Annotated in this window: 12 protein-coding genes; 11 read left to right on the top strand and 1 reads right to left on the bottom strand. The window is 42.9% G+C overall.

The genetic code is table 11. The features are described from left to right. The first annotated feature begins 27 nt into the window (after nt 1-27). The 8 genes from QUB06_RS24245 to QUB06_RS24210 all read left to right on the top strand — a co-directional run bounded on the left by QUB06_RS24245 (nt 28) and on the right by QUB06_RS24210 (nt 5,604). Nucleotides 28-303 (top strand): hypothetical protein, encoded by a 276-nt coding sequence (locus QUB06_RS24245; RefSeq protein WP_333040705.1) that lies wholly within the window; start codon nt 28-30, stop codon nt 301-303. Then, the gene (locus QUB06_RS24240) at nt 300-2,366 is read left to right on the top strand and encodes an AAA family ATPase (protein WP_333437449.1); all 2,067 of its coding nucleotides are present in this window, start codon (nt 300-302) and stop codon (nt 2,364-2,366) included. The genes QUB06_RS24245 and QUB06_RS24240 overlap by 4 nt, the downstream gene beginning before the upstream one ends. Next, nucleotides 2,356-3,012 (top strand): Uma2 family endonuclease, encoded by a 657-nt coding sequence (locus QUB06_RS24235; protein WP_333437448.1) that lies wholly within the window; start codon nt 2,356-2,358, stop codon nt 3,010-3,012. Before QUB06_RS24240 ends, QUB06_RS24235 begins: the two co-directional genes overlap by 11 nt. 12 nt (nt 3,013-3,024) lie before the next feature. Beyond that, nucleotides 3,025-3,345: a nucleoside triphosphate pyrophosphohydrolase gene (locus tag QUB06_RS24230; protein ID WP_333437447.1), complete on the top strand. Its 321-nt coding sequence runs from the start codon at nt 3,025-3,027 to the stop codon at nt 3,343-3,345. A 92-nt stretch (nt 3,346-3,437) separates the two neighbouring features. Beyond that, on the top strand, nt 3,438-3,908 hold the full coding sequence (locus QUB06_RS24225; protein WP_333040698.1) for a DNA phosphorothioation-associated protein 4: 471 nt from the start codon (nt 3,438-3,440) through the stop codon (nt 3,906-3,908). 10 nt (nt 3,909-3,918) lie between these two features. Beyond that, complete coding sequence (locus tag QUB06_RS24220; RefSeq protein WP_333437446.1) at nt 3,919-4,977, top strand: endonuclease/exonuclease/phosphatase family protein; 1,059 nt, start codon at nt 3,919-3,921, stop codon at nt 4,975-4,977. A 38-nt stretch (nt 4,978-5,015) separates the two neighbouring features. After that, complete coding sequence (locus tag QUB06_RS24215; protein WP_333437445.1) at nt 5,016-5,252, top strand: hypothetical protein; 237 nt, start codon at nt 5,016-5,018, stop codon at nt 5,250-5,252. Further along, nucleotides 5,245-5,604: a type II toxin-antitoxin system RelE/ParE family toxin gene (locus QUB06_RS24210; protein WP_333437444.1), complete on the top strand. Its 360-nt coding sequence runs from the start codon at nt 5,245-5,247 to the stop codon at nt 5,602-5,604. Before QUB06_RS24215 ends, QUB06_RS24210 begins: the two co-directional genes overlap by 8 nt. A gap of 98 nt (nt 5,605-5,702) precedes the next feature. On the opposite strand, the gene QUB06_RS24205 is transcribed toward QUB06_RS24210, so the two are convergent. Beyond that, on the bottom strand, nt 5,703-7,295 hold the full coding sequence (locus QUB06_RS24205) for a DGQHR domain-containing protein (protein WP_333437443.1): 1,593 nt from the start codon (nt 7,293-7,295) through the stop codon (nt 5,703-5,705). 249 nt (nt 7,296-7,544) lie between these two features. Here QUB06_RS24205 and dndB point away from each other — a divergent pair, with 249 nt between their 5' ends. The 3 genes from dndB (at nt 7,545) to dndC (ending at nt 11,532) form a co-directional block, all read left to right on the top strand. Then, nucleotides 7,545-8,657, top strand: coding sequence for a DNA sulfur modification protein DndB (gene dndB / locus QUB06_RS24200; protein WP_333437442.1), 1,113 nt, complete (start codon nt 7,545-7,547; stop codon nt 8,655-8,657). Between the two features lie 165 nt (nt 8,658-8,822). Then, the gene (locus tag QUB06_RS24195) at nt 8,823-9,791 is read left to right on the top strand and encodes an HNH endonuclease (protein WP_333437441.1); all 969 of its coding nucleotides are present in this window, start codon (nt 8,823-8,825) and stop codon (nt 9,789-9,791) included. Between the two features lie 22 nt (nt 9,792-9,813). Next, nucleotides 9,814-11,532: a DNA phosphorothioation system sulfurtransferase DndC gene (gene dndC / locus QUB06_RS24190; protein WP_333437440.1), complete on the top strand. Its 1,719-nt coding sequence runs from the start codon at nt 9,814-9,816 to the stop codon at nt 11,530-11,532. Nucleotides 11,533-11,563 lie beyond the last annotated feature (31 nt).

Raw genomic sequence — 11,563 nt, 5'->3', positions numbered from 1 at the left:
TGCTAGTTTTTAATATTTGAAAAAAAAATGACTGAAAATCTGAATGAAAATCTGATTATGGCATTTAGATATGAAGATAGTGCGATCGCAGCCTTACCGACAAGCATTTTAGCAGAAAAACGTTCTTCTTATCAAACTCATCAGGAATTCAGCGACGTACAGCAACCAATTACTAGCGCGCCGCCGGAAGTGCGACAAATTATTGAGCGCGTATTGGAAATTGAAAAAGATAAGTTGTACATGAGAGCTCCCCGCCACATTAACGATGACATTTTAAAAATCATTAAGGAAGCAATTGTATGAAGTTAATCTCAATTACTCTGTGCAACTTTCGTCAATTTTACGGCAAAAGCCCCGAAATTAAACTAGCTTGGGGTAGGCAAAATATTACAGTAATTCACGGTAATAACGGCGCTGGAAAAACGGCTTTGATGAACGCCTTTACGTGGGTACTTTACGGACAATTTAGCGCGGCTTTTGCGGCGGAAGAACAATTAGTAAACAAGCGCGCTCTGGCTGAGGCTGAAATGGGAAAAGCCGTAGGTTGTTGGGCGGAAATTGTGTTTGAACACGACAGCACGCGCTACCAAGCAAAACGCATATGTCGTGCTTATAAAAGTGAAAATACTGTAGAACATGGCAAGGCTGAATTGTTTCTGAATGTAGCAAAAGATAACGGTCTCTGGCTGAAGCCGGATCAGCATCCTGATGATATTATCGGGCGGATTTTGCCGGAAAGTTTACATAAATATTTCTTTTTTGATGGGGAGCGAATCGAGCAAATTGTCCGCTATGACAAGAAGGCAGAAATTGCGGAAGCTACTAAGGAGTTGCTGGGGGTGGAAGTCTTGAATCGATCGATCCGGCATTTACTAGAAGCAAAAAAATCTCTAGAGACAGATTTAAATATAATTGGTAATGCTGAAACCAAGAAACTTTTAAAAGATAAGCAAAAAATTGAGCAAGAAGCTGAGCAACTTTCGAGCAGACAAGTAGAAATAGAGCGGGAATTAGCCAACCAAGGGGAGTTAAAAAAAGCCGTTAATGGTAACTTGTTGGAACTGAGCGGTGCTGCCGATTTGCAAAAGTTGCGAGACGAATTGGAAATGCAGAAAAATTTATTGAAGCAACAAATTGTCCAGGCTACAGAGGCTCTAAAACGAGCAATTTCTGTGCGCGGTTACGCGGTGTTTCTGTCAGATGCGGCGGCAGAATTTGAAGTAATAGTAGGAGGTTTGCGGGAAAAAGGCGAGTTGCTTTCGGGGATTCAGCGGCCATTTTTGGAAGAGTTATTAGCGCAGCAGCGGTGTATTTGCGGTGCGGAATTAGTGGAGGGTTCTGAATCTCGCCAACAGGTTAGCGGTTGGATGGATAAGGCGGGTGTTGGGGATGTGGAAGAAACAACTATTCGGATTAGCGATCGCGTAAATGAAATTGATAGACAAGTGACTGATTTTTGGGAGGAAATTGACCGACAGCAAGGCAATATCAGCCGTGACAGAACCGAACTTTCTCGGGTGGAAAATCAGCTAGACGATATTCACAACAAGCTGCGAAATTTTCCTGACGGCGATGTCAGCCGCTTGCAAAAGCGCTTGGATGAAATTGATGCCAAAATTGGCGATTTGCACCGGGAAACAGGCTCTAACCAGCAGCAGATTGAGAGTTTGAAGGCGTCGATCGCGAATCTGGACAAGCAAATCGACAAGCAGCAACTGAACGAGCAAAGGCAAGTATTAGCCCAGCGCCGGATTGCTGCGACTCAGGATGCGATCGATCGCCTAACTGAAGTGCGATCGCGCTTAGAAAAACAGTTTTGTTCTCAGTTGGAAAAGCGGGTGCAAGATATTTTCAGTCAAATTTCTTTTACTCCTTATATCCCCAAGTTGAGCGATAAATACGAACTGACGCTAGTAGAAAATACGGCGGGACAAGAATCTTTAGTTGCCGCTTCTACAGGAGAAAATCAAATTCTCAGTCTATCGTTTATCGGCGGAATTATTGAGGGCGTGCGTGAGTGGAGTCAAAAAAATACTTTGATGGGCCCGGATAGCAGTACCTTTCCAATTGTAATGGATTCTCCCTTTGGCAGTTTGGACGAGATTTATCGCAAGCAAATCGCCAATAAGCTGCCGAAGTTGGCGAATCAATTAGTAGTTTTGGTAACAAAAACTCAGTGGCGCGGAGAAGTTGCTCAAGAGATGGAAAGTTGCACCGGGAGGGAATACGTGCTGGTGTACAATTCTCCGAAAGCTGATTGCGAAGAAGATGCGATCGAACTGGGCGGGACGCGCTATCCTTTAGTTAGGCGCAGTCCAAATGAATTTGAATATACAGAAATTGTAGAGGTGGATTATGGCTTCTAATTCGGCAATTACGCAGGTTTTGGAAACGGATATTTGGGTGAAGGCGACGTGGGAAGAGTTTCTAAATTTTGCTGAGGATTCAGCATGGGAAAAGGGCAAGTTTTATTATTATCAAGGACACATGAGGGTAGAAATGTCACCAGTAGGACCATTGCACGGGCGTCAAAATTCAATTATGGCCTGTGTAGTTATTCTGTTTGCAACATTGAGAAATATCCGAGTAGTTCAGTTTACTAACACCAGTTTTCGCAAAGCAGGTATCGGCGAGTTTCAACCTGATTTAGCTTACTACATTGGTTCAGATTTAAGAGTGCCTCCTGATGATAGCAATTCTGCTGTTGATTTAAATCAATACGATCCGCCTAATTTGATAGTGGAAATTGGGGCGTCTTCTTTTAATGATGATTTAGGCGGCAAGCGGTTGCTTTACGAAGATGCAGGAATAAGTGAATATTGGGTTGAACGTGCAAACACGCGGGAGGTTTTTGCCTTTGCGATTAATGGCGGAGGTAGCGGGAGAATTCAAGAGTCGCGGGTTTTACCGGGGCTGGAAATCCGGTTAGTTGAGGAAGCTTTGAACCGGAGTCAAACAGAAGATGACGGGGAAATTAATCGCTGGTTGATTCAAACTTTTAGTCAAGGTTGAAGGGAGTTTGACGTGGAAAAAGAGTATCATAAATTGGTGCGCGATCGCATTCCTGAAATTATTCGCCAAAGTGGGAATGAATGCGAGGTTGTAATTTTGTCTGAGGCAGAATACCGTCAAGCTTTGCGGCAGAAATTGATTGAAGAAGCGGGGGAAGCGGCGGCGGCTGATGAGGAAGATTTGGTGGCGGAATTGGCGGATTTGTATGAGGTGATAGATGCGGTGATGGCGAGTTTTGGCATTTCGGGCGATCGACTTTTGGCCGAACAAATGAAGCGGCGGGAAGCAAGAGGAGGTTTTGCACAAAAAATTATGTTATTGCGGACATTCTGAAAATTATCTGCGTTAATCTGTGTTTATCTGCCTCTAATCTGCGGTTACTCTATCAATCAAATTACTCAGTTAAAAAGTACATATTAATCCCAATGGGTGCTAACAAAATTAGAATTGCTAAAGATAAAGCCGAGTTAGTCAAATCATTAACTTTATCGGATAACAACTCCGCGCCATTTCAGACTTACGCCGATGTCATTGCGTTTGCCGCAGCGTTGGGAAATCAGCGGAAAAAACGATCGCCTTTGGGGGAAATTTCTAAACGAGAACCGGGTGCGATCGATGTTGATATCTTTGTATCGAGGGGTTACGATATGGCGATTAAGTTAATTGCGATCGCCGAAACCAAAAATCCTCAAATTCTCTCCCATCTCGACGAAAAATTGGAAGCAGAACGCTTGCAAATTTTTGAAGAATATGCTAATGGTGGACTGGAAATTTTGCGCGAAGAGTTGCGGGGTGCGGCGGATTATACCGATCGCCTTTTGTTGGTTTTGATCTCTGAAAGAGACAACCAACATCGGTCAAATGAAGAATTCGATTTAAGCAAGTTTTTATTTTAATAGGTTCCCAATGAAGCACATCCCAAAAGATATAATCAAGAGATGCTTAAATAAATCAGCAAATTTTCTTGCTTACAGTTACTCAGCATTTATTATCTGCTATTTCATTCTCAACCTAATCTTTTGGGATAGACTGTCGATTATTGCCTTAATTACCACTTTTATTCCCTTAATTTTCTTCCCTACTTTCCTGCTTCCCCTCATCGGATTGTTAATTATAAAAAAAAGATGGTTCACTATTATTTCGGCGATCGCGTGCATTCTTCTAATAAGTTGGCTGCACGTCAAATACTTTTCTCCCGCACCCATCAACATCACAAATTCGCAGCCCAGCATCAAAATTTTATCCCATAACGTCAGTTGGTATAAAACTCAGTCACCTACTTTATTTAAACTGATTGACCAGCAAAAACCCGATATTATCTTTTTACAAGAAATGGTTCAAACACCTACCCAAAGAGCTTTTCCTTGGTTAAAAGCAGACTACCCGTATCAAATTGGCACTCACTCTGTAGGAATTTTCAGTAAATATCCAATTGTATCTAGCGAAATACTGCATTTAGCAGGCCATCCAGAAAAGCAGCAGCGGGCCATTATTAAATTTAACGAACAAGAAGTAGTGATTTATAATATGCAAGCTACCGGGCCGTGGTTGAAAATATCTAAAAAATGGCGTTTTTTAAAAATTCCAGTTTACATATATGGCAACCGATCGCCTGAAATTCAAGACTTAGTGCAGCGAGTTGAGCGAGAAACTCTGCCAGTAATTGTCGCGGGCGATTTTAATATGACAGACGAAACCCAAGACTATGACAGGGTGCAGAAAGTCATGCAAGATTCTTTCCGAAAAGCTGGATTTGGGTTTGGTTTTACCTGGCCTCACGGTTGGGAACTTAAATTCTTGGTAAAAAGGTCGAATTGGAGATTAAATTATCCCGTTTTCCGGATTGATTATATTTGGTATTCAAAGCATTGGGGTGCTAAATCGAGTTCGGTTTTGGAGGCAACCGAGTCCGATCATTTGCCTGTAGGAGCAGAACTTATTTTGTTAAAGGAAGCCAGATTGTGAGAATTGGTCTATACTATTAAAAGCCAGAGGCAAACCCCATGCAAATTACCCTCACCATCCCCGATCACTTAGAACAGCAGCTTCTTCAGAAAGCTAGCCAACTTAACTTGCCGATCGAAACCCTGATTTTGCAATCCCTGGGTCAACTATTTCAAGAAGACGAAGACGAGCTATCTAAAGAAGAGATCCTCAACAGCCTCCGGATTGCGCTTCAGGAAGTAGAAGACGGCAAAGTTCACCCGATCGCAGAACTTTGGGATGGTATTGATGTCTGAACCACCCAGCATCCAGGTTCTGTTTGCAGATCAATTCAAGCGCCAACTCCGAACCCTCGCCAAACGCTATCGCCAAATTCAAACCGACTTGCAACCTCTCCTACAGCAGTTGCAAGCAGGCGAATGTCCAGGCGATCGCATTTCCGGTACGGGCTACACCGTATTCAAAGTAAGAGCCAAAAACAGCGACATCAGTAAAGGAAAAAGTGGAGGCTATCGCATTATTTATCAAGTCACATCAACCACTTGTTTCATCTTGCTCATCATCTATGCCAAATCTGACCAAGAAACGGTCGCCCTTGAAGAAATCAATGACATTATCGATAGCTTCCGCAATCAGCAACAATCCTAATCAAGAAATAACGTTAACTAGGATCAAATTTTAGGGATCGCGCTTTAAAATTTTCGTAGATTTCAATCCCTGACTTCGGCCGCTATCAGCATAGAAACTTAGCTCAGCACTGGTGGCAATCCTACCTCTTGCGGCTGCACAAACCTGCCATTAAAACTAATAGCTTTATCCTCAAAAGTCCTCGCTTCCGCTACCGCTTGCCGCAAATGAGCTCGCTCCATATCGTCCTGAATTCCCCCCACCAAATATACAATTAACTTCGTCGCTAAATCCTTTCCAGAAACTAGCACTCGCTTTTTGTTCGGATCGTACAAAATCCCGTACCACGCAGACTCAGGATTGTCCATGTGGCTAAATCCTTCATCCACATCGAATCTGCGGAGTTTGTCGAAAATAGATTTCAGGGAAAGTTTCTTTCTAAATACTAGAATTCCCAAAGCATTAGCTAAAGCAATTTGACCGACTGGACGGAACAAAATATTTCCCTCGCCCCCTGGCTTTTCAAAACTAAATCGGCGCAATTCCGCCGTTTCTTCGCCGCTTTCAATTCTTTGATAGCTGGGCAAAGTTGCTAAATGATCGAACAATTTTTTAAACTCTTCAATTCCCTCTTTTAGTTCTTCATCTTCGGGACGCATGGGAATTAAACCTTTTCGTTCCGGCTTCCAATGGGGGAATTTGTATTCTAAATACCGTTCCGACATATCTTGCAGCGCTTGCAATGTGGTTAAGACAGTTGATTTTGCTGCGACTGTGGCGCTGTCCCAATTGACGCGGGGGTTTCTGTCATCTTGTTCTTTTAATAAGGGATGGGTGACGGCAATTTTTCGGGCCGCGATCGCAAATCCGTTGTCCTCGTTCAATAATGCTAGCTGTCCCTGACTCAGCGTTACGGCCATTAGGTTAACGTGCACAAAGATCGATCGCACGCGCCGTTGTGCTTGCTGTCGCGTTTCCCCCGCTACCGCCGCCGGGATAAACTCAATCCCGATTTTTTCGTGAGCTAATTTATACACTGTTTCGGGGTCGATTTGATACTCTTCTGCTAAATCTTCCAGAGTAATGGCAGCGCCGACAGGTTTTTTATTTTTGTTGTATCTTTGCAGGATTCCGGTTTTAATTAAACTCATTAAACCTTGAACTCCCATCAGCCGATGCTGGCCGTCTAAGGCAAAAATCGAGAGTTCTTTAGAAACATTCAAAAGCCCTAAATTCTCGTTTTTATCAAAGGATGTAAATTCAGTGGCGGATTTGGTTGCTACGCCATTTTTATCCCATTCCTCGGCTAGAGGATTGTCTACCCACGGGGGACTGACGACTACTAAGACTGCGGGGAATTTGTGCGATTTTCTGGCTGCTAAATATTGAGTTAAGGCGGCTTGGCGCGACCAATCTAAGGGACGCTGGATAATTTCGTCAATGGTTTCGTCGTCGCGGACGATATTGTTGGTTTGGAGGTCGAATTTTTGGCGAAAAAGCGGCATTTGCGAGGCGAAACGGACGCGAGAGTCTAACCATTCTAGGGTGACTGAACCGATGTATGCTTCGCTGTTTCCCATCTGGGTTTTTTGTACGAAAATGCGATCGTCCTTTCCTAAATAATTATCTAATAAAAGTGCGATTTCCTGTCTGTCGCTATTTTCTTTTTCTAAAATTTTGCTAGCGAGGTCATCCGCTGGGTTGGTTGTCATCGGCGGTTTTTATATAAGTATGCTATTTTTTCAAAAAATATCATACATTAAAGTTTATGTCAACACTTGTTTTTAAAAAAACATTGTGAAATACTTAAATTATCCCCTAATAGCCCACCTTTTAGCCATAAGTTAGCAAAAAGTCAATAAGTATTAATACTTGATTTTCATGCCCCATGCCCCATGCCCCATGCCCCATGCCCCATGCCCCATGCCCCATTCCCCATTCCCAATGCCCCATTCTAAAATATGTCTACTCCTTCCTTTGAATACATTTTGCCGGTGATCCGGGGAATTCAAGCGGGCCGCGAATATTACGTGTCGATGTGTCCGGTGCGTTTTTTGCCGAAATTGTTTCCCTTTGAATCTGAAGATTTGCCGCCGTCTATGCGGGCGAAACGCGCGCTTAACAAAGCTAGGATTCCCGAAATTGCTGATTATTTTGTTAAGAATCCTACAAATTATACTTGTGGGGCTATTGCTGCTTCGATTGATGCGGATATTACTTTTGAAGCAGTGGGAAATGAGGCCGAAGAACGGAAAATCGGTCGCTTGCGGGTGCCGATGGATGCTAAGTTTACTATTAATGACGGACAGCATCGCCGGGCAGCTTTTGAGATGGCTTTGAGGGAAAATCCGCAGTTGGGATATGAGACGGTGGCGCTGATTTTGTTTCTCGATATTGGGTTGGAAAAATCGCAGCAGATGTTTGCTGATTTGAATAATTTTCAAGTTCCTTTGGAGGCGTCGCTAAGTGTACTTTACAACCACCGGGACGATCGCGCTTTTGTGGTGAAGGCTGTTGTTAAGCAGGTTGAGGTTTTCCGCTGTTTGACTGAGATGGAGAGGGGGAGTTTGAACGGGCGATCGCACAAGTTGTTTGCGCTGAGTGCGATCGATCGTGCGATCGTGGCTTTGCTGTCTAATATTCACGGCAGCGAACAGGCAAAACCCTCTGGTTCTCGCGCCAAAAAAGAACAGAAAGAGGAAGAACTCGCTCAAAAAATACAACTGGCGGTTAGTTATTGGAATGCGGTTTGCAATTTTATTCCAGATTGGCAATTAGTTCTGCACAAGCAAGTGGCGGCGGGGGAAATGCGCCGGGATTGCGTGCACTGTCACAGTGTTGTGCTTGAGAGTTTGGGGGAAGTTGGGGCGGCTTTGCGATCGGTTTTTCCTGAGAGTTGGGAGGAACGTTTGAGCCTTTTGCAGCAGGTTGATTGGTCGATTTCTAATCCTGATTGGGAGGGAGGGATTTTGTTGAAAGGGGGGATTTCTAAGTCGAGGGCGAGTGTTAGTTGGATGACTGATTATTTGAAAAAGCGGTTGGGTTTGGAAACCGCAGATGCACGCGGACAGTGATATAATTATCTCCTGTTTAGGCTATAAAATTACTTTTTAGTCTGCTGACACTGCTTAAATTGTCTAGTTTCTGCGTTATGGTTGTGCCTTGCGGTGCTTAACTTTTTGTGGAAAAGAGTGTAAAATTTTAGATGGGATTGTATTTAATCATAGCGGGAGGAGGAAATGACTACAGGAGAAGAGTCCGAAAATAAGAACCTAGCGTACTATCGACAACGTTTTGCCGCTCTTAATGTAAGTAATACACGCCAACGTGGTAAAGCTAATCATAAGCCAATATTACTATTGTCAATCATCGATCTAATTGCTCAAGGAATAATTAGAGATAATAAAATTTATGTTTCCGACGACTTGATTAAAACATTTAACAAATATTGGGATATCTTAGGTTCAGAATCTCACAATCGTGGTTTGTACTATCCATTTTGGCATTTGGAAGGCGATGGTTTCTGGCATAAAACATTAAAATCTGGATTTAATGGTTCAAAGCCTAAAACAACTAACAAGCTAAGAGAAGCTGTAGAATACGCTAGTTGGGATAGTGAATTATTCGATTTGCTTCAAGACCAAAATTCTAGAGCGGAATTAATAGATACACTGATTGCGACATGGTTTTCATTAAATAGGGACGATCTTGGAGATATTTTGCAAGTTAATCAAGACTTTGAAAAAGTTGCTGAGACAGAAAGAGAACTATCAGACTCAGCAGGAGTTTTGGACGGACAACCGAGATTTTATTTAACCAAATCTGCTGTTAGAAATGCTTTTTTCAGGAAAGCAGTAGTACATACCTATGATTACAAGTGTGCATTTTGTCGATTGAAAGTCGTGAGGAATATAACTCAAAATATTGTAGATGGCTCACACATTAAGCCGTTTTCAAAGTTTTATGATAATCAAATTAATAATGGGATATCATTGTGTAAAAATCATCATTGGGCTTTTGACCAGGGTTGGTTTGCTATAGATGGTAATTACAGAATTATCGTCGCTGATGACTTAGAAGAGGAATCCCCCAATGCCAGATGTATGAAAGATTTTCATAGTGAAACTATTCTCCTGCCGGCTTCAGACCAAGATTTACCAAGACTTGAATCGCTAGAATGGCATCGGCTGAATGTATTTAGAGCTTAATTAACTAACTGAGGTTAAAGACATGACAGAAACAATGAAAATACCACTCTTTCCACCCCGTAGTGTTAGTGAGTTAGTGGCAGAAATCGAAAAATTAAGTAAAGAAATTAAAGAGTTATATTGCTTAGATGACATACCTTGGGTTTTAGGATATTCCGGCGGAAAAGACAGCACTACGGTAGTGCAGCTTATCTGGTATGCGATAGCAGAATTACCACCTGAAAAAAGAACGAAAAAAATCTATGTAATCACAACAGATACACTTGTAGAGAACCCGATAGTTTCTACTTGGGTACGTCAGTCATTAAAACAGATGAAGTCTGCTGCTATAGAGCAACAGCTACCAATAGAACCTTATATGCTTTATCCAGACGTCAAAGATACTTTCTGGGTAAACTTGATGGGAAAAGGCTACCCAGCACCGAGACATGGATTTCGCTGGTGTACTGAACGCCTGAAAATCCTTCCTTCTAATCGGTTTGTTCGTGATATGGTGAGAATCAATGGAGAAGTGATTCTGATATTGGGTACTCGCAAAGCTGAAAGCATTAAACGCGCGGTTTCAATGGAAAAACATGAAATAGGTCGCATGAGTGACCGTCTAAATAATAATTCTAGTTCCATTAAATCTCTGCTTTATCAGAGTCCTAGTCTGCCTAATTCCCTAATTTATAGTCCGATAGAAGATTGGCGAACTGATGAAGTCTGGATTTATCTAAACCAGTGGGCTAATCCTTGGCAAAATAGCAACAAAGATTTATTTACCATGTATCGAGGTGCAACCGCCGACAATGAATGTCCTTTAGTTGTCGATACTTCTACCCCTAGCTGCGGCAGTTCTCGCTTTGGCTGCTGGGTTTGCACAATGGTAAGCCAAGATAAATCTATGGAGGCAATGATTCAAAACGATGAAGAAAAAGAATGGATGCAACCTCTCCTCGATATCCGCAACGAATTAGACATTAAAAACGATCGCGATAAAAGAGACTTCCGCCGCATCTACGGTAGAGTAGAACTGTTTGAACGCAACATGGGCGACGACACAACCTCCGTCGAACCCATCCCAGGGCCCTACACCAAATTCTGGCGAGAACACTGGCTGAGACGAGTCTTGGAAGCACAAACCCACATCCGCAAAACCGCACCCCTAGAAATGCGCGATATCACCTTAATTACCCCAGAAGAACTTAGCGAAATCCGCCGAATTTGGCTGGAAGAAAAGCATGAATTTGACGACTCTTTGCCCCGGATTTACGAAGAAGTCACAGGCGAACCTTTTGAAGATTCCCGTCCCGCCGCCGAAAGAAAACTCCTCGGTAGCGATGAATGGGCTGTAATCGAAGAGATTTGCAGCGAGGACAAAATGCACCTCGAATTGATGGCAAAACTCCTTGATACAGAACGCCAATACTACACTAAACCCCGCCGTACAGGCATTTACGCCGATTTGGACAAATGCTTTGAAACCAGTTCGCGATCGAAGGAAGAAGCGATTGGCAACGCCCACTATCAACGCAATTTAAAAAAAGCGGTGGAAGATATTAAAGCAAATCCGACCGAAAACATTCAGCAATTCAAAGATGCGATCGCCCAAACCAACAGTTCCGCCAAAAACGATACCGTTGATATTGCCAAACTTAAAGAAGAACTCGAAAGCAACAGCAATCAAAGCAGACAGCTATCTTGGGCGGATATTAAATTTTCACCGCCCAATTCAGGAGAGGAAAAACCTAGCGATTAGCACGCGCTAGCCTGCGGTTAAACCCAAACTT

Source organism: Microcoleus sp. D2_18a_D3, assembly GCF_036702455.1.
Taxonomy (GTDB): domain Bacteria; phylum Cyanobacteriota; class Cyanobacteriia; order Cyanobacteriales; family Microcoleaceae; genus Microcoleus.
This window is presented reverse-complemented; position numbering and strand designations above follow the sequence as displayed.

What these genes read in the sequence shown, in the direction of transcription:
- QUB06_RS24245 (WP_333040705.1), top strand. Translation starts at nt 28, where the DNA reads ATGACTGAAAATCTGAATGAAAATCTGATTATGGCATTTAGATATGAA.
- QUB06_RS24240 (WP_333437449.1), top strand. Translation starts at nt 300, where the DNA reads ATGAAGTTAATCTCAATTACTCTGTGCAACTTTCGTCAATTTTACGGC.
- QUB06_RS24235 (WP_333437448.1), top strand. Translation starts at nt 2,356, where the DNA reads ATGGCTTCTAATTCGGCAATTACGCAGGTTTTGGAAACGGATATTTGG.
- QUB06_RS24225 (WP_333040698.1), top strand. Translation starts at nt 3,438, where the DNA reads ATGGGTGCTAACAAAATTAGAATTGCTAAAGATAAAGCCGAGTTAGTC.
- QUB06_RS24220 (WP_333437446.1), top strand. Translation starts at nt 3,919, where the DNA reads ATGAAGCACATCCCAAAAGATATAATCAAGAGATGCTTAAATAAATCA.
- QUB06_RS24215 (WP_333437445.1), top strand. Translation starts at nt 5,016, where the DNA reads ATGCAAATTACCCTCACCATCCCCGATCACTTAGAACAGCAGCTTCTT.
- QUB06_RS24210 (WP_333437444.1), top strand. Translation starts at nt 5,245, where the DNA reads ATGTCTGAACCACCCAGCATCCAGGTTCTGTTTGCAGATCAATTCAAG.
- QUB06_RS24205 (WP_333437443.1), bottom strand. Translation starts at nt 7,295, where the DNA reads ATGACAACCAACCCAGCGGATGACCTCGCTAGCAAAATTTTAGAAAAA.
- dndB (WP_333437442.1), top strand. Translation starts at nt 7,545, where the DNA reads ATGTCTACTCCTTCCTTTGAATACATTTTGCCGGTGATCCGGGGAATT.
- QUB06_RS24195 (WP_333437441.1), top strand. Translation starts at nt 8,823, where the DNA reads ATGACTACAGGAGAAGAGTCCGAAAATAAGAACCTAGCGTACTATCGA.
- dndC (WP_333437440.1), top strand. Translation starts at nt 9,814, where the DNA reads ATGACAGAAACAATGAAAATACCACTCTTTCCACCCCGTAGTGTTAGT.